The sequence below is a fragment of the Baekduia sp. genome (assembly GCF_035996765.1).
Taxonomy (GTDB): Bacteria; Actinomycetota; Thermoleophilia; order Solirubrobacterales; family Solirubrobacteraceae; genus Baekduia.
The window spans coordinates 26,574-46,189 of the sequence record NZ_DASYJG010000001.1 but is presented as its reverse complement, the minus strand read 5'-3'; the positions used below and the strand labels follow the sequence as shown (position 1 = coordinate 46,189).

The 19,616-nt window shown below is 68.5% G+C and carries 14 protein-coding genes and 1 pseudogene; 10 read left to right on the top strand and 5 right to left on the bottom strand.

Annotated elements, in window-relative coordinates; all coding sequences use genetic code 11:
• Positions 1–9 precede the first annotated feature (9 nt).
• Entirely contained in the window at positions 10–996 is a 987-nt protein-coding gene (locus tag VGO10_RS00230; protein ID WP_327464063.1) for a zinc-binding metallopeptidase family protein, read from the top strand.
• Positions 997–1,071: 75 nt separating this feature from the next.
• Here VGO10_RS00230 and VGO10_RS00225 read toward each other — a convergent pair whose 3' ends face one another.
• Positions 1,072–1,227: a hypothetical protein gene (locus tag VGO10_RS00225; RefSeq protein WP_327464062.1), complete on the bottom strand. Its 156-nt coding sequence runs from the start codon at positions 1,225–1,227 to the stop codon at positions 1,072–1,074.
• Between VGO10_RS00225 and VGO10_RS21785 the strand changes: the two are divergent.
• Positions 1,171–1,308: pseudogene (locus VGO10_RS21785) on the top strand (MerR family transcriptional regulator); the annotation flags it as partial. The gene VGO10_RS00225 and the pseudogene VGO10_RS21785 overlap by 57 nt on opposite strands.
• 39 nt (positions 1,309–1,347) lie before the next feature.
• On the opposite strand, the gene chrA reads toward VGO10_RS21785, so the two are convergent.
• Positions 1,348–2,499 carry a chromate efflux transporter gene (chrA, locus tag VGO10_RS00220; protein WP_414642191.1) on the bottom strand — a complete coding sequence of 384 codons (1,152 nt, stop codon included), beginning with the start codon at positions 2,497–2,499 and terminating at the stop codon, positions 1,348–1,350.
• Positions 2,500–2,595: 96 nt separating this feature from the next.
• Between chrA and VGO10_RS00215 the strand changes: the two genes are divergently transcribed.
• Entirely contained in the window at positions 2,596–2,796 is a 201-nt protein-coding gene (locus VGO10_RS00215) for a hypothetical protein (protein ID WP_327464060.1), read from the top strand.
• A 13-nt stretch (positions 2,797–2,809) separates the two neighbouring features.
• On the opposite strand, the gene VGO10_RS00210 is transcribed toward VGO10_RS00215, so the two are convergent.
• Together VGO10_RS00210 and VGO10_RS00205 are read right to left on the bottom strand one after the other, a co-directional pair.
• The gene (locus tag VGO10_RS00210; RefSeq protein WP_327464059.1) at positions 2,810–4,834 is read right to left on the bottom strand and encodes a hypothetical protein; all 2,025 of its coding nucleotides are present in this window, start codon (positions 4,832–4,834) and stop codon (positions 2,810–2,812) included.
• A gap of 54 nt (positions 4,835–4,888) precedes the next feature.
• On the bottom strand, positions 4,889–9,322 hold the full coding sequence (locus VGO10_RS00205) for a PKD domain-containing protein (RefSeq protein ID WP_327464058.1): 4,434 nt from the start codon (positions 9,320–9,322) through the stop codon (positions 4,889–4,891).
• Between the two features lie 689 nt (positions 9,323–10,011).
• Between VGO10_RS00205 and VGO10_RS00200 the strand changes: the two genes are divergently transcribed.
• The 7 genes from VGO10_RS00200 (at position 10,012) to VGO10_RS00170 (ending at position 17,964) form a co-directional block, all read left to right on the top strand.
• Positions 10,012–12,105 (top strand): DNA methyltransferase, encoded by a 2,094-nt coding sequence (locus tag VGO10_RS00200; RefSeq protein ID WP_327464057.1) that lies wholly within the window; start codon positions 10,012–10,014, stop codon positions 12,103–12,105.
• Positions 12,102–14,591 (top strand): DEAD/DEAH box helicase, encoded by a 2,490-nt coding sequence (locus VGO10_RS00195; protein WP_327464056.1) that lies wholly within the window; start codon positions 12,102–12,104, stop codon positions 14,589–14,591. The genes VGO10_RS00200 and VGO10_RS00195 overlap by 4 nt, the downstream gene beginning before the upstream one ends.
• Positions 14,592–14,696: 105 nt before the next feature.
• A complete protein-coding gene (locus tag VGO10_RS00190) occupies positions 14,697–15,215 on the top strand; it encodes a hypothetical protein (RefSeq protein WP_327464055.1) in 519 nt (172 codons plus the stop codon).
• Complete coding sequence (locus VGO10_RS00185) at positions 15,212–15,874, top strand: hypothetical protein (protein WP_327464054.1); 663 nt, start codon at positions 15,212–15,214, stop codon at positions 15,872–15,874. Before VGO10_RS00190 ends, VGO10_RS00185 begins: the two co-directional genes overlap by 4 nt.
• A 291-nt stretch (positions 15,875–16,165) precedes the next feature.
• Complete coding sequence (locus VGO10_RS00180) at positions 16,166–16,408, top strand: hypothetical protein (RefSeq protein WP_327464053.1); 243 nt, start codon at positions 16,166–16,168, stop codon at positions 16,406–16,408.
• Positions 16,409–16,567: 159 nt separating this feature from the next.
• The gene (locus tag VGO10_RS00175; RefSeq protein WP_327464052.1) at positions 16,568–16,789 is read left to right on the top strand and encodes a helix-turn-helix domain-containing protein; all 222 of its coding nucleotides are present in this window, start codon (positions 16,568–16,570) and stop codon (positions 16,787–16,789) included.
• Positions 16,786–17,964: a site-specific integrase gene (locus VGO10_RS00170; protein WP_327464051.1), complete on the top strand. Its 1,179-nt coding sequence runs from the start codon at positions 16,786–16,788 to the stop codon at positions 17,962–17,964. Before VGO10_RS00175 ends, VGO10_RS00170 begins: the two co-directional genes overlap by 4 nt.
• A gap of 645 nt (positions 17,965–18,609) precedes the next feature.
• Here VGO10_RS00170 and VGO10_RS00165 read toward each other — a convergent pair.
• The gene (locus VGO10_RS00165; protein ID WP_327464074.1) at positions 18,610–19,596 is read right to left on the bottom strand and encodes a carbohydrate kinase family protein; all 987 of its coding nucleotides are present in this window, start codon (positions 19,594–19,596) and stop codon (positions 18,610–18,612) included.
• Between the last annotated feature and the right edge of the window lie 20 nt (positions 19,597–19,616).

Below are 19,616 nucleotides of genomic sequence, written 5' to 3'. Positions count from 1 at the left end.
TCGGACTTCATGCGAGCCTTCACCTGCGGCGTCTGCGGCCAGTTGGTCTTCTTCGAGAACAGCGCATGCCTGCGCTGTGGCACCAAGCTGGGGCTGCGCTGGCGTGACCGTGAGCTGGTCACCAAGCCCGAAGAGCCGCCGTGCGCCAACCGCGACGCGATCGGCTGCAACGCCCTGGCCGACGCGCCGGGCGCACTCTGCTTCGCCTGCTCGCTGACGCGCACGCGGCCCAATGCGGCCGACGGCCACGGCATCGCCCAATGGGCGGAGGCCGAGCGGGCCAAGCGGCGGCTGATCTTCGAGCTCGGCGAGTTGGGCCTCCCGATCCCGACGCGCCAGGAGCAGCCCGAGGGCGGCCTGGCCTTCGATCTGCTCTCCAGCGCGGTGCAGCCGGTGACGACCGGCCACGCCGACGGCGTGATCACGCTCGATCTCGCCGAGTCAGACGACGATCAGCGCGAGCGCCGGCGCGTTCAGATGGGCGAGCCCTACCGCACGCTGCTCGGACATCTGCGCCATGAGATCGGCCACTTCTACTTTCCGCTGTTGACCGTCAACGAGGAGGCGCTGACGGCGGCGCGGCGGCTCTTCGGCGACGAACGCGAGGATTACCAGGCGGCGCTGGATCGCCACTACGCCGATGGGCCGCCCGCGGGCTGGGCGCGCGAGCACGTCTCCGCCTACGCGACGATGCATCCCTCCGAGGACTGGGCCGAGACGTTCGCCCACGTCCTGCACCTGCGCGACACGCTGCAGACCGCGGCGGCCTACGGCGTGCGCGTCGACGGCCCGACCGGCCGGCCGGATCTCCACGCCGAGCCGGTCGACGCCGGGGCCGGCGGGCTGCGCGCGATGCTCGACGACTGGCTCGGGTTGACCTATGCCTTGAACGCGGTCAACCGCAGCCTGGGTTTTGATGACCTCTATCCGTTCGTGCTGTCGGGGCCGGTGATCGACAAGCTGGCCTTCGTCGACGGTCTGATCGCGCGCAGCTGAGCTCGCTGCGGCGGCGCGGGTTGCCGCCTGGCTGTCCACACGTCCTGGACAGGCCGTTGAGCAGGCGTACCATGCTCAATGGTCGCATTCGATCAGGTTCAGTTGAGCGGAATCATGGACGACAAGCTCACCGTCGCGGAGATCGCGCAGCGCGCGGGGATCGCCCCATCCCACGTGCGCTATTACCAGCGGGCCGGGCTGTTGCCCGAGCCCGCCCGCGTCGGTCGCCATGTGCTCTACCCCTTGGGAATCCTTGAGCGGCTGCGCACGATCGCCTCGGCACGTGAGGCCGGCCTATCGCTGGAGGAGATCCATGAGCTGTCCGCGCTGCGCGGGCCACTTCATGGAGACCTAGGGCAATGGCGCGCCGCTGAGCGCGGCGACGACACCAACGGCGCCGGCGCCCACGAGCGTCGCCACGACGCCGAGTCGCTTGGTCAGCAGCGCGACGGCGGCGACACCGAGCAGCGCGACCTGCCAGCGCTCCTGCAGCGCGGCGGCCAGCGGGATCGCGGAACCGAGGATCGCCCCAAGCGCCGCCGGCGCCGCGCCGTCGATGAACGCACGCGCGCGCGGATCGCGCAGCAGCGCGTCAAAGCGGGCGGCGCCGCCGATGACGAACAGGAACGACGGTGAGAACGCGACGAGCGCCGCGAGCAGCCCGCCGCCGACGCCCGCGACCGCGTAGCCGACCGCGGCGACGGTGTGCACCACCGGGCCCGGCGTGACCTGTCCGAGCGCGACCGCGTTGAGGAACTGCGTATCGGTCATCCAGTGGTGGGTGCCGACCGCGTCGGCCTGCATCAGCGGGATGATCACGAAGCCGCCGCCGTAGGAGAGCGCGCCGACCTTCAGCGCCGTCCAGCAGAGCGCGGCGAGCCCGCCGGTGGCGCCCGCGGCCATCGCGATGAGCGCCGGTGGCGAGAGCGAGGTCAACGCGTCGCGGCCGGGTCGGCGCGTGAGCAGGAGCGAGAGCAGGCCGCAGGCGAGCAGGACGAGGACGAGGTAGGGCCCGAGCGTGGCGGCGGCGGCCGCGCCGATCAGGATGTAGGTGATGAGCGGGGCGCGCCGATCGGCCGCGCGGGCCCAGCTCGGCGCGATCAGGTCCAGCCCCGCTCGGACCGCGACCGCCGCGACGGCGGCTCCCGCTCCGGCGCCTGCCCCGCGCAGCCAGCGCGGCGGGTCGTCGGCCAGGAACGCGGCGGCCAGCGCGAGGATCGCGATCAGGCCCGGAACGATGAAGCAGACGCCCGCGACCAACGCCCCCGCACGCCCGCGCAGGCGGTGCCCGCACCAGACCGCGAGCTGCGTCGAGGCCGGCCCGGGCAGCAGGTTGACGGCCGCGATCGCGTCCTCGAAGTCACCGGCGACGATCCAGCCGCGACGCTCCACGCAGAGCTCGCGCAGCAGCGCGATGTGGGCGGGCGGCCCGCCGAAGCCGACGCACCCGATCCGTCCCCACTCGCGCGCGATCGTCGTCAGCGGCGGGCGCACGCGGCGCATCCTACGGCCGACGGACGCGTCGTCGGGTGATCATCTTGAGGTGCGCTTCAGCCAACGCACATCAGGTCTTCAGCGGTGTGGCCGATTATCTTTGCCATGGACGCAGAGCTGACCCTCGAGCAGGCCCGGGAGATCAACCTCCTGCGCCGGCGCCACCCGGGCGCCACGCTCCGCGTCCACGAGCGCCCGTGGGGCGTGCTGGTCGAGGTCGTTCGTGGCACGCACACCGTCACGCTCGAGCGCTTCGAGTTCGGTGGCGCGACGGTGCATGACGCACCGATCAGGCTTGCTGCCTAAGGCCTCTCGCTCGCTAGCTCGCTCGCGCCGTGGCCGCCGCAAGCACGTAGTCGCAGATGCGCTCGTTGGCCTGGCGCAGGCGGCGGAAGTAGGTCGCGCGGCTGATGTGCAGCGAGAACGCGACGTCCTCGTGCGTGGTGCCCGGGTTGTTGTAGGCACCGAGTGCGACGTCGCGCAGCAGCTCCTCGTCGCGGCCCGCGCCGAAGGCCGTGACGATCGCACCGAGCAGCAGCTCGCGCACGGCGGCGGCGGTCGTCGGTGTCTCGGGCCCGACCTCAACCAGCGCGGCGAGCGGGCTCGCCATCAGCTCCGACGGGCGGTCGATGTCGCGCAGCGCCTGGCGCACGTTGGCCTCGGTCACCGTCGCCGAGCCGTCGGCCGCCGCGAGTTCGTCAACCGCCGGGCGCGGCAGGCCGAGCTCGGCATAGACCGTCGCACGCAGCCCGCCGAGGACACCGCCGGGACCGTGGTCGATGACATGGCACTCGTGCACCACGGAGCCCACGAGCACGTCGAGCCCCTCGATCTTGCGCGCCCCCGCCTGGCGCGCGAACGCGACCGACGCGGTGTTGACCGGGCTGATGGGGATGTAGAAGCAGCGCGGGTTCGGCAGGCCGCAGCGCAGGATCGTCGCAGTGTTGATGACCGCCAGCACGCGCGAGGCGAGGTCGCCCTCCTCGTCAGCAGTCAGGTCCAGCGCGTCGCGCCAGACGAGCGCGTTGCCGTCGGGCACGTGGTCGCGCGCATGCTCGATCCAGCGGCCGAGAAACGGGTCGGCCAGCGCGGCGGGCGACGCTCCCCGCGGCGTCGCGGCGATCGCCATCCCCTGAAGTTCATCATGATGGTCGCGGGCGACCACGAAGTGCTCGGGCGCCGCGTCGGCCAGCGCGCGCGTCGCCGCCCACCAGGTCTCGCTGGCGCGGCTGCGGACGCGCTCCGGGGGATTGTCAAGTTCGCCGGGACGCAGGCCGTCCGGGCGCAGAAGGCGCGCTGCGTCGGCGCCGAAGCCCCAGCGCAACGCGGGGTCCTCGACCAGCTCGGCGAGGTCGATGACCAGGCGTGCCTCGCCAGCGATGGCATGGTGATGGAGATGGTCGGCGATGCGGCGGCGCAGCTCACGCTCGCGGTCGGGCCGCTGCGCGCGCAGCTGGGCACGCAGCGCGCGGCGGACCAGCTCGTGCATGGCGATGCCGTCGCCGACCGGCTCGGCGATCGCCTGCGTCCGCAGCCACGCTTGGGCGTCGTTGGGCGCGATCCCTGGTAGGACGCCGGCGAGCATCGAGGCCGTCGTGACCCGCGCGATCGCGGCGACCGCGGTGACGTCCTCATGGCGCTGCGCCGGCGCGTCGGCGCCGAAGCCCCGGGCAAGGACGAGCCGTGCGACGAGCGCCTCGACCAGCTCGGGGTCGGCATCGAGCAGCTGCGCGTCCCAGCGGCCCTCACGTTGGGCGATCGCCGACGCGAGCCCAAGCGCCAGCGGCGAACCGTCAGACCAGCGGACCAGCGCGGCGGCCGTCGCATCGTCGACGCGCGCGTGAGCGTCGACGAACGCCCGGCTCTCGGCGGCGCTGAACGGGACGAGCGGCAGCGCGCGCGTGACGTGCTCCCAACCGTCTTGGAACCACTCGGGCGCGGGGCGCTCACGGCCGGCGACAACGACGATCGCGCGCGTCGGCAGCGCGGGCAGCAGCCGCGCGCGCAGCGCACCGTCAAGTCCCGAGATCCGCTCGTAGGTGTCGAACAACAGCAATGGGCGCTCCTCGGCGCGGGCCGCGGAGAGGATCTCTTCCAGGGCGCCGGGGATCGGCGGCAGTTCCCGGCCGTCGATCCGCCAGGGCGACCAGCCGCGCTCGGCGCCGAGGCGCTCGACCTGTCGCAGCAGGGCGCTCTTGCCGATCCCACCCGGGCCGTGGACGTGTACGACGCTGGCGGGCGGGTCGTCCACGAAGAGCGTGTCGAACACGGCCAGCTCGGCCGTCCGGCCGACGAACCGCTCCGCGTCGCGTGCGCGGAGCCGGTCCGCAATGGTCAAGGCCATTGGGCCGCAGGGTAGCCCCCGGGAGACCCGGCGGTCGGCGGGGTGGTCCGGCGCTCAACGGCGGTGGGCGACCTTCTTCTTGGCCTTGGCCTTCGGGAGCTTGCGCGTGAAGTGCCCCGCCTTGCCCAAGACGCCGGTGTGGGACGTGCCGGTGATTGTCACCTTGAGCGTCGTGCCGGCGCGCGGGGCGCGGATGCGCGTGCTCGACGCCTTCTTGACAATCCGCGTGAGATTCAGCCCGGTCGAGGTGCGGATGTCGACCTGCGTTTTGACGGCCAGCTTGTCGCGCGGCCAGCTCAGGATCAGCGCGGCGCCACTGCGGCGCAGCGTGAGCTTGCGAGCGGCGGCGGGGCGCGGCGGCGAGGGCGCCGTGTAGGTGCCGAGCTTGCGACGGTCGCTGACGAAGCCGTCGATGTTGGTGATGATCACCTGGACGTCGCGCCTGCCCGCGGCGCCCTCGCCGGGGGTGAAGGACAGGGTGCCGGTGCCGTCCTTGGTGACGCGGCCGATGATGCTGCCCGCCGCGGCCCCGACCTCGGCGAAGTCGACGTGCTGGCCGGCGGCCAGGCCGCTGACCTTGTACTTCAGGCTGCGGCGCGGACCGGAGCCGCTGACCGCGCCGGTGATCTTGGCCGGGACGGTGCCGTTGGCCTGGAGCGCCTCGACCAGGCGAGAGGAGTCAGGCGCGACCTCGACCGTCCAGCGACCGCCCGACGGCTTGGCGATGACGACCTCGGTGATGCCCGTCGTCGGGTTCTTCAGCGCGGCGACGCCGGGCGTCTGGACCGGCGCGTTGCCGATGCCGGTGTCGATCGTCTCGCCCTTCGGCCCGTGGAGGATCACGTGCGGCGGGGCGCCGGCTCCCTTGAAGCCCATGACCGTGCCCGGCAGGCCGGCGGGGATGTCGATGGCGTCGGGTGTGGCCTGGGCGGCGCGGGCGGTCGGCGCGCTCTTGCCGGTGTAACGGACCAGCGTGGCCTCATTGCCGCGGCCGGTGGTCGGAAGCACGCGCACGCGCGCCGTCTGGGCCTTCATCCCGTGGACGGGCGGCCCGATGACGAGGTCGCCCGACAGCGCGTGCTGGATGACCACCTTGTAGTCATTGACATCACAACCGAAGAAGTACAACTTTGGTCCGTGGCCCCACTTGGCGCCGCCACCCGGGTGCCAGTCGCCAAAGACCGTGTCGATCGTGAGGCAGCCGACGATGCCCTTGTTGGAGGCCAGCAGCTCGGCCCCGGCGGTGAAGTCCAGCGGGACGACCGTGATCCGCGCCCACGCCTGGGCGTTGAACTGCTGCTTGAAGTACTCGAAGTCGAGGCCGAGGTCCCAGCCGATCCAGGGGTCGCTGGTCGGGTAGCCACCCTTGACCGCGGCGTTGACGTGGACGTAGCCCTCGGTGGTGATCTCGGCGTCGATCGTCGCCTTGATGAGCTCGATCAGCGTGCCCTCGCCGTGGAAGAACAGGACGTTCGGAAGTGGGTTCGGGTAGCGGGCGAAGCCGAAGCCGAAGCGCGCCTCGACGAGCTTGGCGACGCTGAGGCCGATCGAGCCGCAGAGCGCGAAGGTCGGCGTCTTGTAGTCCTTGAACAGCTGGTGGAACAGGATCTGGTTGGGCCCGTCGTGGGCCAGGATGTAGTCCTTGTAACCGGGCAGGAGCTTGTCGAGCAGATCCCAGGAGGCGTACGGCGTGACGTCCTCGAGGCCGACGTGCTTGACGCAGTTCTCGTTGGCCGTGACCTTGGGGCCGAAATCGATCGTCAGGCCGACGTGGGTGATCAGCAGCGGGCCGACCGTGATCGCGCCGTCGAACTGCAGGTCCACCATCTTGACCTTGCCCTTGGCGAGCTCGAGCTTGCCGGTGAGCGTGGTCGGCACCGGGACCGCCATGCTCGCCTTGGCCGAGATCGCCCAGTTGCCGTCGCCCTTGTAGGTGATGGTGACCGGGCCGAGGGTGATGACGCCGAGCGGGATCTCGTCCACGGTGTAGGAGAACGGGGCGAGGTCGGCGGCGCTGGCTGCCGGGCCGAACGTGGCGTGCATCGGCGCGCTTGGCGTCTTGCCCAGCAGCTCGGGCGGCGTGCCGGGGAGGATGTCGAGCGTCGAGGTGCCGTTGCTTGCGAGCGTGGGCTCACCGGCAACCTTCAGCGGGAGGCCGCCGATGCCGGCGTTGGCGTCGAGCTTGAAGCCGCCGATCGTGTCGCCCTTGAGATCCCAGACGATCTTGCCGTCGATGAAGGCGAAGTCGGTGTTCTTGTAGGTGCCGGTGACCTTGACGTTGGCGGCCGTCAGCGTCGCCTGCGTCGTCTCGCCCGGGGCGGACGTGTTCTTGTTCGGCACGGCGACGAGCTTGCGCTTCCAGGTCAGGACGGCCTTGGACGTCAGGAGGGTGTCGACCTCCAGGCCGTTGAGGCGGAAGTGGCCGTCGGTGGTGTAGGTGACGGTGCGGATGCCGTCCTTGTCGACGGTGACGGCGTGAAAGCAGCCGGCCCCGGCCTGCGCCGTGCCCTGCGTGATGAAGACCGCCTTCTCGATCTTGATCGCCGGGTTCTCGACGCAGGGGCCCTCGCCGACCTTCAAGTTGTCGGCGTTGGTGGCGGAGAGGCCCTCGTCGTCGGTCACGCGGACGCTCAGCAGGTGCTGGCCGGCGGTGTCGTACTTGGTGGTGACGTGCGGGTCGGCGCCGGTGCTGGTCTCATAGCTGCCGTTGCCGTCGAGGTCCCAGGCGTAAGAGGCAACCGCGCCGTCGGAGTCCCCGGCAAAGGCGTTCAAGGTGAAGGCCTTGCCGGCCTGGGGCTGCGTCGGCGGCTCGATGATGGCGACGCCGGGCGCGTGGTTGGCGGCGACGGTGAGCGCGGCGCCGGTCGTCGCGGTCAGGTTGTCGTCGTCGGTGACCTTGAGCAGGACGGTCTGCGTGCCGGGGTTGTTGTAGGTGGTGGTGACGGTCGGGCCGTTGTGGTCGGTCTGGCCGTCGCCGTCGAGGTCCCAGGCGTAGGTGGTGATGGCACCATCGGGGTCCTGCGATGCCGTCGCGTCGAAGGTGACGAGTTGGCCCGGACGGATCGGGCGGTCGGGGCGCGTGTGGTCGTAGGTGGTGGTGAACGCGGGGCTCGGCGGCGTGGAGGTGCCGCCGATGCGGGCAAGGAAACCGGTGTCGCGCGGGGTGTTGGTGACACGGCCGGCGATCAGCGCGGTGGTCGCGCCGCCGGGCGTGAGCGCGATCGCGTAGGCCTCGTCGTCGCCATCGTCGCCGATCGTGATGTTGGTGGCGTTGGTGGTCGGCGTGTGGCCGGGCTTCAGCGCGGTGTCGGGCGTGCCGTCGGCGTGGAAACCGGCGATGGCGACCTGCTGGGTCGAGCCGACCGTCATCCGCCCGGCCAGCGTGAGGGCGCCGTCGGTGGGCGAGACGGCGAGGTCCGCGACATCGGTGATGTGCGAGGGGCTGACGTCCTGGGTGGCGGTGCCCGCGGTGCCGAAGCTCGGGTCCAACGCACCGTTAGGGGTGAGACGCGCGAGGCCGAGGAGGTGGTTGGCGCCGGCACCGGTGACCGTGGCGGCGACGGTCGCGTGGCCGTCGGCGGAGAGGTGGATCCGCCGGCCTTCCACGTCGTAGGTCGCCGGCGACGCGCCGTTGAGGTTGGTGGTGACGTAGCCGGAGGTGCCGCCGGTGCCGTAGGCCGAGTTGAGGACACCGGCCGCGCTGTAGCGGGTGAGGACGAGTTGGCCCTTGATGGAGGCGCCGCCGGTCGCGCGCCAGCCGGTGAGGACGAGGCGGTCGGAGGCGTCGATGGCGACGTCGTCGAGGCGCGTCGCAGCGCCACCGATGGTGACGGGGATCTGGCCGCCGCCGGCGAAGGTGCCGTCCGTCGCGCCGTCGGCGGTCAGCCGCGCGACGACGCCGGCGCTGCTGGTGATGGGGTGCGTGCCGACGAGGATGATCGCGCCGGTCGACTGCAGTGCCATGTGGCCGAGGCGGACGCCGCCGGCCGCTGTCGTGACCGTCGCGATGCCGTTGGTGCCGAAGCTGGGGTCGAGGTGGCCGTTGGCGGCGAGGCGCGCGACGACGATGCCGGGCGACGTGCCGGCGGTGGCGGTGAGCGCGGTGGCGGCGACGAGGATGCGGCCGTCTGCGAGCACCAGGACGTCGGTCGGGATGACAGCGCCTTGGCCGCCACCGAAGGCGATCGTGCCGGGGATCGGCTGGTCGGCGGCGAAGCTGGTGTCGGGGGCGCCGTCGGCGGTGCGCTTGGTGACGGCCGTGCGGTCGTTGCCGACTTCCCCGGCCGCGAGGAACGATCCATCGGGGTAGACGTGCAGCGCCGCCCACCGGCCACCGGCGGCGTCGCCCGTGGTGATGGCGCCGCCGCTGCCGGTCGGACCGAAGCTCGGATCGAGGTCGAGCGGACCGGCCGCCGCCGTCGCGGTGGTGGCGATCAGGGTGGCGAGGGCGAGGAGAGCGGTGACGACGAGACGGCGGGGAGAGGGCATCGTCTCCACCATGGACGCGCGAGGGGGTGGAGACCGTCTCGGATGTGTCTCAGGCTGCGGTGGTGCTCGCGCAGAGCTCCGTGCGGTGGTAGCTCAGTAGATCTGACCACGTAAGCAGCTGCCAAAAGCGACTGTCACGGCCGGGCTGGAGCCCGTCGACTCGGATGTGGCCAACCACTCGAACGTCTGATCGGCACGGACAACCTGCGACGGATCGGGATGGCCGAGTTGTAGGTCTTCCCCAAACTGAACCGACCAGCCCGCATTGGCCTCATCAACGAGCTCGCACGGGAGCTCGTCGAGGCGACGCTACCGACCGTTGAGAGCCACGTGCCGACTGGCGCGGTCGCATTGAACGACCTAGTCGTCGCCCGCGCCCGCAACGTCATTCACCTGCCAGCAAGGTCCAGCTCGAAAGGTCATGCGCGATGGTCGGCGCACAGGTCCGAGGCTTGACGGAGAGACGTCGTTGGGGTGCACACAGGCCCGGTGATGCGCACTCATTGGGGGCGCTGGTGGTTGCCATGGCGGCGTGCAACGGTGCATATCGGTGTAGAGGGGCGCCGCCGCGTCAGACCGCGCTTGCCAATAGGCTCCGCCGATGCCAGCACCGTTTCAGTCGGTGCGGCTGACAGCTGATGGCTCGCCTCGAAGACCTCATCGCCAACGTCCCGGACGATGCGCTGCGCGTGGCGCTGGCACACGAGGTGCGAGCGCTCAAGCAGCGGCTCGACTTCGGGCTCGTCTTCGAGCGGCACCTTCCAGAGAACGTCGTGCTGCCGTCCACTGCTGGCGTCCAGAAGGGCGACCAGGTCCGCTTCCGCGATAAGGGGGACGACCAGGAGGAGCTGCGGGTCATCGGCCAGTCTGGGGAGAAGGTCGTTTACGTCGATGAAACTGGCGAGGAGCACGAGGCCGACATCGGCGACCTGTTCGTCGTCAAGACCTTCGGCGAGAGCGTATATCCGACCTTGACGCCGCTCGGTGCCGCCGAGCGCGGCGGCGACCGGCCATACCACTCGGTCATCAACGGCGAGAACTACCACTCGCTCCAGGTCCTCCTCCACTGCTGGGAGAATCGCGTCGACCTCATCTACATCGACCCGCCGTACAACACCGGCGACCCGGACTGGAAGTACAACAACCGCTTCGTCGACAAGAACGACCGCTACCGAAGTTCCAAATGGCTGTCCTTCATGGAGAAGCGTCTGAAGCTGGCCAAGCGGCTGCTCAACAAAGAAGGCGTGCTGGTCGTCACCATCGACGAGCACGAGGTCCATCACCTCGGCGTCCTGCTGGAGCAGCTGTTCTCCGACTATGAGCGCCAGATGGTGACCATCGTCAATAATCCGAAGGGCGTCACGCGCCCGCAGGGCGGCCTGTCTCGCGTGGAGGAGTACGCGATGGTCTGCTTCCCCGCGGGTTCGGTGATGGAGGGACGCGGCGACGACCTCCTCACCCCGCTGAAGACGAAGGGCGAGGAGGATCTAATGCTCGCGGGCAAGCCTCCGCGCTGGCAGGGCTTGCTCCACTCCGGCGAGGACCACCGCCGTCAGGACCGCCCGAGCATGTTCTATCCCGTCTTCATTGATCCCGATCGGGGCGCGGTCGTGGGCGCGGGCGGCCCCCTGCTGCCCGAGGACGAAAATTCGGCGCCGCAGACATGGCCAGTGCCCAACCTCGACGCGAAGGTGGAGGGGCACGTGGCTGTCTGGCCTGTTCGCAAGGACGGCACCTGGGGACGCTGGTACATCGGACCGGACACGCTGCGGAACTTCGCCACGAAGGGTTACGTGCGACTCGGCGGCTATGACAAGCAGCGCAAGACGTGGGCGATGCAGTACCTCTACAAGTCGCTGCGCGAGCAGGTAGCCGACGGGCGCATCGAGGTCGTCGCGTACGACGAAACCCGCAACGTCGTCGAGCTGCGCTATGCGTCCGAGCCAACCCGCCGCATCAAGACGGTTTGGCATCGCAGCCGCCACGATGCGGGCGCCTACGGTTCCGACCTGCTCGGCCAGTTCCTAGGTGGGCGTCACTTCGACTTCCCGAAATCGGTGTATGCCGTGCGCGACACGCTCGCGGCCGTCGTCGGCCAGAAGAAGGACGCGCGCATCATCGACTTCTTCGCCGGGAGTGGCACAACACTTCACGCGACGCTGCTCCTCAACGCCGAAGACGACGGGCGGCGTCAGTGCCTGCTGGTGACCAATAACGAGGTCGAGGCCAAGCGGGCACGGGAGCTGGTCAAGGCCGGCCATTACCCCGGCTCGCCTGAGTACGAGGCTGAGGGCATCTTTGAGAACGTGACGCGGCCTCGCCTTGAGGCCGCCGTCAAGGGCACGCGGGCCGACGACACCCCCGTTCCCGGTACTTACCTCGACGGGCGGTCGCACGACACGGGCTTCGAGGAAAACGTCGAGTTCTTCCGCCTCGACTATCTCAACCCCGACGACATCGAGCTCGGACGTGCGTTCGCTGCCATCCATCCCCTGCTGTGGCTCATCGCCGGCGGTCGTGCGGGGCGCACCGCCGTGGACCCCCAGAAGCCATGGGCAGTTGTGCCCGACGCTGGCTACGCTGTGCTATTCGAAGCGCTCCTGGTCCGTGACTTCATCGCCAAACTCACCAAGACCGACGGGGTCGAGCATCTGTTTTTCGTGACCGACTCCGAGGACGCATACGCGGAGATGGCGGAGGCCGCGGGCCCCGGCTACGTGACCCACATGCTCTACCGCGATTACCTGCGCAACTTCCGAATCCGGGCTGTGCCGAGCTCGTGAAGCTGACCTTAAAGGACTTCCAAGAGGAGGCGGTGCTGCGCCTCCGTCAGCTCGCTGACAAGGCAAGCAGCGACGTCGAGGACTATGGGCCGCAATCCCTCGTGCTCTCGGCCCCCACGGGCTCAGGCAAGACAGTCATGGCCGCCGCGCTCATGGAACTCATCGTGGAAGGAGATGGGGACCACGACCCGGACCCCGACGCGGCGTTCCTGTGGATTACCGACCAGCCGGAGCTCAACGTGCAAACGCGCCGCAAGTTCGAGACGAGCTCGACGACGTTCAAGGGCTACCAGCTGGTCACCATCGACGCCGGCTTCCATGCGGAGACCTTCGACGCCGGCAACCTCTACTTCCTGAACACTGGCAAGCTCCGGCGCGGGGCCAACCTCGTTCAGCGAGGCGAGCACCGGACCTACACCATATGGGACACCATCGCGAACACCGCGGCCCAGCGCCCGAGGAGCTTCTGGGTCATCCTCGACGAGGCCCACAAAGGCATGGCGGAGAGCGCCGATGAGCGCGACACGGCCCGCACCATCGTTCAGAAGTTCATCAAGGGCTCCGAGGGCGAGATACCGCTGATGCCGCTCATCCTCGGCATCAGCGCGACACCTGAGCGCTTCACAAATCTGCTCGCCGGAACGGAGCGCACCAACCTGCCGGTTGTGAATGTAGACCCGGAGGCAGTTCGCGCGTCGGGTCTACTCAAGAGCGCCATCACTCTCTATCACCCTGGCGAGAAACAGCACGCGGACTTCTCGCTGCTGAGGACCTCCGCAGAGCAGCTCAAGCGCTACTCCGAGGAGTGGGAGGAATACTCCGGCAAGGAACAGGCACCGTCAGTACAACCGGTACTCGTCGTACAGGTCGAGGACGCGGGCGCCAACAGCGTCACGAAGACGAACCTGTCGGAATGCCTCCAGCTGGCTGAGGATGTGCTCGGACCGCTGAGCGATGCGGGGGTGGGGCACGCTTTCCAGGAGGGCACGCCGGTGCTGGCCGGGGACCGCCGCATCCGCTACGTGGCGCCGGCCGACATCCAGGAAGACACCGACTTGCGTGTCGTGTTCTTCAAGCGCGCGCTCACCACCGGCTGGGACTGCCCGCGCGCCGAGGTGATGATGAGCTTCCGAAAGGCCGTCGACGAGACCCACATCGCCCAGTTGGTCGGGCGCATGGTCCGGACCCCACTGGCGCGGACGGTCAGCGGGTCGGACTTCCTGAACTCGGTGTGCTTGTACCTGCCTTACTACGACGAGGATGCGCTGGAGTCGGTCATCAAGTACCTGACCGAACCAGACCCGGACGTCAGCTTCGGCATCAAGGTCCAGCGCGGGGAGAACCTTGTTGAGCTCAAGCGCAACGATGCAGTCGCCGAGGCGTTCGCGGCAGCCGAGACGCTCCCGAACTGCCGCGTCGAGAAGGTCTCCAAGCAGAGCAACATCCGCCGGTTGCTGAAGCTCGGCCGGCTACTCGCCTGGGACAAGCTCGACGAGGACGCCGGGGCGATGTACACCGACGAGCTGGTGGCGACGCTGGTAACAGAACGGCAGAAGGTCGCCAACTCTGAGGAGTTCGCAGAACGCTTGGCCGACGCGGAGAACATCGACGTCCGGGTGGTCACCATCGCCTACGGCACCACCGAGACGCAATCGGTGGCCAGCGCTCAGATTCCGGCCGTCGCGGCGAACATCGAGCACGCGTTTGCCGAGGCCGGCCGCAAACTTGGAGGTGGTCTGAACACCGCCTACTTGAAGGCGCGCGCAGCGGCCAACGATGCTCCACCCGTGGGTGGCATCAAGCTAGAACTGTACGCCCTACTCCAGGACTTCGACGTCGTCAAGGCTACCGAGCGCCGAGCCGCCGAGCTGCTCAAGCACGAGCTGGAAAAGTTCAAGGTTGCCATTCGCGACCTGCCCGACGAGCGTCGCCAGCGCTACGCCCACATCCGACGCCAGGCGGCCAAGCCCGAAGCCGAACCGTGGGAGCTCCCGCCGGCCATTGACGGCGACAAGGACGGCAACACCAAGCTCGACCGCCACATGTACGTCAAGGAGGACGGCACCCACGCCTGCTCGCTCAACGACTGGGAGAAAGCAGCGCTCAAGGACGCCCTAGACGACAACAACGCGGTGGCGTGGCTGCGCAATGACCCACGCAAGCCGTGGTCCTTCACGGTGCCGTATGAAGCCGGCAACGAGTACAAGCCGATGTACCCTGACTTCCTCGTGTTCCGCCGCCAGGGCGATGGACTTGTCTGCGACATCCTCGAACCGCATGCCCTGGCGTACTCCGACAGCGTCGCCAAGGCGAGGGGACTCGCGCGCTTCGCCAACGACCACGGCGACCAGTTCGGCCGTATCCGCCTCATCACGAAGGTCGGCGGCACTTACAAGACGCTACGCCTCGACGACATCGAGGTCCGTGACAAGGTTGGGGAAGTGGCCACCAAGGACCATCTCCAGCAGCTTTTCGAGTCGAGTTGACCTGCCGCTGCGTTTAAGGCGCCACGCTGCGCGAGAGGTCTCCGCAGAAGCTGGACGAGGAACCCGAGCCCGGCGCAGTCCTGTCTCCCTTCTAGGGTCTCAGCGATGAGCACGAGCGACATTGGCGAGAGCCTGGTCGGCGCGTACATGCGCTACGTGGAGGGCTGCCCCATTGTCCTCTACAACAGCTTCCTCGTAGACCAGCAGGGCGAGGTCGACGTGGTCGCCCTCAAACCGAGCCAGCCGGGCAGCACGCGCGAGGTATTCCTCTGCGAGGCGACGACGCATATCCAGGGGTTCAACACTAAGACGACGCTCCGGCTTCGCGACAAGCTGGCACGGCTGCGGGAGTTCGCCGCGGTCACGTTCCCCGATGAGCAACACCGGTATCAATGGTGGAGCCCAGTCGTGGCCAAGGGTGCCACGACGACCATGTTCGACGAGCTCTGCACCGAGTGGAACGGCGAGGGGCGCTCGCTGGAGTTCGTCATCAACGAGGAGTACACGCGCCGCCTCGGCGAGCTCGTCGAGTACGCCCGCCAGAGCCCGTCAGCTACGAGCGAGCCGGCCTACCGCATGCTGCAGATACTCACGCGGCTGCGTGGGGAGAAGCCCAAGCTGTGAGCGCCGAGGCCGACTTCGCGACCGACCTAGTTGAGCGCGTTGTCGCCGCGCTCAGGACGGCACGGCCGCTGTTTCACTCAGAGGCCGACTTCCAGCACGCGTTCGCCTGGGAGGCTCACCGCGCGCACCCGGACGCGCATATCCGCCTCGAACGCCGCCGATCCGCCGAGAGCAACGAGCGACTCGACCTCCTGCTCACCGTCGGCAAGACCGCGGTTGCCGTGGAGCTGAAGTACCCGGTCGCCCGGCTCGACGCCGAGCTTGATGGTGAGCCGTTCATTCTGCGGACTCAGGGCGCTGAAGACCGGATGCGCTTCAACTACATCTGGGACCTCGTCCGCCTGGAGCGCCTGGTGACCGCCGGCACCGCCGACGTCGGAGCTGCGGTCCTCTTGACGAACGTCTCGCAGCTCTGGGGTCCGCGCGTGGGCGGCCCGGCCGCCGACACGGAGTTCAGCTTTCACGAAGGCGTCGAGCTCGCCGGCAGGCTCGGGTGGGGCAGCAGCGCGACATGGTGGCAGAACACAAAGCCGCCGTTGCCCGAGGCGGTCGAGCTGACCGGCCGCTATCACATGCGGTGGCGGCCGTACTCGACGGTCAGCGGCGTTGGTCGTGCAGAATTCCGCTGGCTCTATACGACGGTGACCGCCGCCCCGTGACGCCTCGCTCACTCATACGCCGCCGGCCACACGCCAGCTCGACGCCTGCCTGCAAGCCGGGGCGCGCGAGTTGCCAAATTGGGTAAAGGCCCGGCGAGCCTCACCGTTCCGCTGCCCTCCGCTAAGCTCCCGCAGCGACATAATCCGAGATCGTCGGCGCCGGATCGGAACTACGCGTCGACCGCGACGCCGCACATGCCGACCTCGAAGCGCTCGGACCCGACGAGGTCGCCAACGACCAGGCCGACATCGCCGCCAGGCTCGCGCGACTGCCCCGACCTCGGCAAGCAGTTGCGCAAGGCGCCGCCAGCGATCCAGCGCCAGACCTTCGAGGCCTTCGGACTCCGGATCGAGTACGACAAGTCGACCGGCAGCATCGAGATCAGCGCCTCGATCACCGAGGCCATCGCCAGCGCCTTCGAGAACACGAAAGGCCTCCAAAAGGAGGCCTTCAACGCGAGTGGCGGCGACTTGCTCGTCACCGCCGGCGACATAGCGGGGGCAGGATTCGAACCTGCGACCTTCGGGTTATGAGCGAGCTGTTATAGGCCTTGAAAGGCTAGTAGCCCGCTCTGGCGCGGCGGGTGTGGTCTCACGAGAGAGGAGATCTCGTCATGTCGAGACCACGATCGAGCCGTGAAGTGAGCAGGTGTCGCGAGGGGTGTTGGGCGCCCTCGTCGACTGAGGAGCACCATGTCTGATCAGCCCAACCGATACGAGTCCGAATCGTCGGCGATGAAGAAGCTGATGACCGCGCAGCAGGTCGCCGAGCTGTTGGAGGTCGACCCGAGCTGGGTCTACGCCGAGACGCGCGCCGGCCGTTTCCCCCACGTCCGCCTCGGCCGGTACCGCCGCTTTCGGACGAGCGCCGTCGAGCGGTGGATCGAGGACCACGAGCGGGGGCCGGCGCGATGAGTGCCGGCCCCCGCCGGGCCCACGGCACCGGCTCGCTGGAGACGCGGACCGACAAGTACGGCCGGGAGATCTACTACGGCCGGTTCTACGTCGCGGGGCGTCAGGTCAAGCGCAAGCTCGGTGTGAAGCGCCGCGTGGGCGAGTCCACCGGCTTGACGAAGACCGGTGCCGAGCGCGCGTTGCAGAAGCTCATCGACGCCGAGGTCCGCGTCGTCCCGATGGGTGAGCGCATCGACCTGAAGACCGCCGGGGAGCGCTATCTCGTCCACCTCGACCAGGTCATGCACCGCCGACCGACCACGCTCCAGGACTACACCATCATGTTGCACAAGCACCTCGCCCCGTTCTTCTCCGGGCGATCGCTGCAACGCATCGACACCCAGCTCGTCGCCGACTACCTCATCGCCAAGCAGCGCGAGGGTCTGAAGAGCAAGACGGTCGGCAAGCAGCTCACGTTCCTGCACGGCATCTTCCGACACGCGATGAAGAAGGGCTGGGCGACCGCCAATCCGGTCGCCGCCGTCGACCGGCCGCGCGAGCCCGAGAGCGACCCGGACATCCGCTTCCTCACCCACGAGGAACTCGAAGCCCTGCTACGCGCGGTCGACCATCCCGAGTTCAGTCAAGTCGACTACCCACTCTTCCTCGTCGCCGCCACGTGCGGGCTGCGGCAGGGCGAGTTGGTGGCCTTGCGCTGGCGCGACATCGACTGGACCGCAGGCGTCATCCGAGTCCGCCGCAACTACACCCGAGGACACTGGGGTGCACCCAAGTCACGCCGCTCCAGCCGCGCCGTGCCGATGATCGCGCGGACCGCCGGAGCGCTGGACCGTCTCTTCAAGTCATCGCAGTTCCAGGCCGACGACGACCTGGTCTTTGCTCACCCGGAGTTGGGGTCCGTCCTTGACGCATCGAAGCTGCGCAAGCGCTTCAAGAAGGCGTTGGCGTCGGCTGGTGTGCGGCCCGTGCGCTTCCACGACCTGCGCCACACGTTCGGCACCCAGGCCGCCGCGTCAGGCGTGCCGCTGCGGACGCGGCAGGAGTGGATGGGTCATCGGGACTACAAGACCACGCTGATCTACGCCGACTACGCGCCGAGCGCGGAGGAGCGGCAGATGATGGAGCGGGCGTTCGCGAGGGCCCCGATCCCCGACTTCAACGAAGACCGGGTTTAACTTGATGGTTGACCCCACGCCTGACATCCGAGAGGTCGCATGGTCGCGATGCGCCGCACCATCTTCTAAAGCCCCGCGGCGACGAGACTTTGCCATTGGACAAGTAGCGGGCCCGCCGAAGCTCGCGGGCGGGACTGAACGGGACTCTTGAAGCCCTGGAGGAAGCGCGGCATCTCGGCGGCTCCAGATCCGCGAGCAGACTGCTGTCTTGCAGCCCCGGTGTGCTTGCCATGCAGAAGGTAGAGAGTTCGAGTCTCTTCAGCCGCTTACCCGGAAGCCTGCAAATCGCCGGGCTTCCGGGCTTCCGGGCTTCCGGCGTTTAAGGGCGAGGCGTGCAGGGTGCATGTCCCGGAATGGGGTCCCGAAAGGTGGGAGAGATTCCGGGAGACAATGGGGATATCGGCCCCCTAGCGTCGTGCGCTGCATGAAGCCGCCCCTCCCTTCAGGCGGAAGGAGAAGCGGCAGCAAGAACCTGCGCGCTGCCCGAGATCGGACTGGGCGCAGAGTCGATCGCCTCGGCCGCCGTCGCCTGCGCTTGTCTGAGCTGGCGTTCGAAGGTGCGGTGGCGCCACGCCGGCCGTTGACGACGAGCCGGTTACGAGCCGCCCTTACCGGGTCCGCCGACCAGCATCTGAATCGCTCCGCTCATCGACTCGCCGTTAATCGGTCTGGCACCACGTGATCAACGTGAAGAAGACACCAGTCGCACAGATCGTGAGCCACGGTCGACGAAACCATCGGCGGCGCGCTTAGAGGCTCAACTTCATCCCCTTCTTGCAGCGCACGGACGAGTTTCGCCACCGTAGTAGCGTCTCTCGACTCGGCAAGCCCGCGAGCACCGGGCAGCGCGCAATTGAGCGCCGCTAGTGCATGGCCGTACATAACTGCCTCGCCTACGTCACTCGCAGCCAGCGACCGCTTTCCGATGAGGCTGTCCAACATCCCCGACGTCGTCCAGTCGCCAGCACCCGCTGCGTCGACCACGTCGACTGCGAACACCCCTACGTGATGCCAGCGACCCGTTCCTAACCGGAAGCGCGCACCAGCCGCTCCCTGGGTGATGATGCGTAGTTGACCGTCTTGGCCGCTCTCATAGTGCTCGACCAATTCGGGACCATGTTCGTGGCTCCCCTTGACGATCGTCGCAGCGCGCATCGCACGCTGAATCAGCGTGGCGTTCGCAGGTGTCGACGGCTCGAAAACAACGGTCGTCCCTCGCGCTGCGTAACGCTCGGCTAGCAGCACGGTCCCAGGATTGGCCCGATCGAAGAAGTAGACGTCCGGATTCGGCACCGCCGCGACGATCGGCTCAACCTGATCGAGGCGGAGAGGTCTACTTCGCGGCAGCGGTTGCCCGCAACGTGGACACGTAAATCGATAACGGTGTTCGCCGCGCCTGATCTCATGCACTAGCCGGTTCGTCGCCGCACCAGCGTCGACCTGCAGCAACGAGGTGTCGACTCCAGCGCCTCTTAGGTCACTTACGAGCGCCTGGCCGGCGACATCGTCGCCCAGCCGCCCAGCCGGCTTGGTGTGCCATCCGAGGAAAGCCAACATAGCCGCGACGTTCCCGGCGGTCCCTCCTGCGCGCCGCCACGTGGCAGTTCCGTCGTCGATCACGTCGAGCGGCATATAGCCGGCGCTGACAAGGA

Excerpts from the sequence above, each read along its gene's own strand:
- VGO10_RS00230 (WP_327464063.1), top strand. The coding sequence starts at position 10 with ATGCGAGCCTTCACCTGCGGCGTCTGCGGCCAGTTGGTCTTCTTCGAG.
- VGO10_RS00210 (WP_327464059.1), bottom strand. The coding sequence starts at position 4,834 with ATGGCCTTGACCATTGCGGACCGGCTCCGCGCACGCGACGCGGAGCGG.
- VGO10_RS00190 (WP_327464055.1), top strand. The coding sequence starts at position 14,697 with ATGAGCACGAGCGACATTGGCGAGAGCCTGGTCGGCGCGTACATGCGC.
- VGO10_RS00165 (WP_327464074.1), bottom strand. The coding sequence starts at position 19,596 with ATGCCGCTCGACGTGATCGACGACGGAACTGCCACGTGGCGGCGCGCA.
- VGO10_RS00205 (WP_327464058.1), bottom strand. The coding sequence starts at position 9,322 with ATGCCCTCTCCCCGCCGTCTCGTCGTCACCGCTCTCCTCGCCCTCGCC.
- VGO10_RS00215 (WP_327464060.1), top strand. The coding sequence starts at position 2,596 with ATGGACGCAGAGCTGACCCTCGAGCAGGCCCGGGAGATCAACCTCCTG.
- VGO10_RS00170 (WP_327464051.1), top strand. The coding sequence starts at position 16,786 with ATGAGTGCCGGCCCCCGCCGGGCCCACGGCACCGGCTCGCTGGAGACG.
- VGO10_RS00175 (WP_327464052.1), top strand. The coding sequence starts at position 16,568 with ATGTCTGATCAGCCCAACCGATACGAGTCCGAATCGTCGGCGATGAAG.
- chrA (WP_414642191.1), bottom strand. The coding sequence starts at position 2,499 with ATGCGCCGCGTGCGCCCGCCGCTGACGACGATCGCGCGCGAGTGGGGA.
- VGO10_RS00225 (WP_327464062.1), bottom strand. The coding sequence starts at position 1,227 with ATGGCGACCGACGCGGGCGGGCTCGGGCAACAGCCCGGCCCGCTGGTA.